Origin of the sequence: Xenorhabdus sp. Sc-CR9, assembly GCF_963897815.1 — a bacterium.
Lineage (GTDB): Bacteria > Pseudomonadota > Gammaproteobacteria > Enterobacterales > Enterobacteriaceae > Xenorhabdus.
Genome location: NZ_CAWQTY010000090.1, coordinates 1 through 850, shown reverse-complemented (window position 1 = coordinate 850; position 850 = coordinate 1). Strand labels below are relative to the sequence as shown.

General features: G+C 38.4%; 1 protein-coding gene and 1 pseudogene. One reads left to right on the top strand and one right to left on the bottom strand.

All coding sequences use genetic code 11. The annotated features are described in order from the left end of the window. Positions 1-126: 126 nt before the first annotated feature. Positions 127-501, bottom strand: a pseudogene (locus AACQ81_RS04390) (YlaC family protein); the annotation flags it as partial. Positions 502-723: 222 nt separating this feature from the next. Between AACQ81_RS04390 and AACQ81_RS04385 the strand changes: the two are divergent. Then, a partial coding sequence (locus tag AACQ81_RS04385; protein ID WP_443089582.1) for a transposase occupies positions 724-850 on the top strand: 127 nt, incomplete at its 3' end.

Genomic DNA, 850 nt, shown 5'->3' with positions numbered 1-850 from the left:
AATTTCCAGCTATCATCTGTTAACATTAGTCTTGGCATTTGGGGTAATTGTTTTGATTTTTGGCGAAACCATTATAACAGCCCCATTTGCTGCTTGCTTTTTATACCAAAAAGATCAACACGCTCTAGGTATTTGAGGATGAGTGAGTATTTGATTGACGGCCTTTTTGGAAACTTGTTCGCTGACGAACCACTCACCATTATAACATACACGTAAATCGAGCACATCGATATCTTCAAAATGGTAGACGGGTTTAATATCAAATAGCAGAACAGCTGCCATAGCAATAAAAGCCACGGTAAATGCCAAAAGAGACCATGTACCGAAATAGGGTGCATACCACATGAGCGCAGCCATAAAAGCATAAGCGATAACCATCGCCAGACATAGGTATGGATGGTGGCGAATAAAGATACTGTTGAAGCGTACTTTACCATCGCGATGTTCTTTAAGATTGATCCGCTCAAGATCCTGAATCAATATCTGTTTGATGATGTTCATAATACTAACCCACTTATTTTGTAGAAAAGTGTTGTAAAAAGCATAATCGAATTGAAAGTTGTACCATTTTCAAGGTTAACACGGCCCGAACACACATCTGTATATCAATTGGTTTAATTTATTTATGAAATTGTTATTGTTGGCGTCTAGTATCAGTATTTTCGCTAAGAACCTATTCAGAATATTTTTAAACCTGAATAGTTTTTCATGTAAACTGGCGGAATGAGAAAAGTTTATACCAGTGACATTAGTCGAGAAGTGTTCATGGAAATTGAACCCCTGTTGCTCAGCAAGAGGAAACGCACACGCCCCAGAAAAGTCGATGTCTACGAGGTATTTTGTGCCTTGC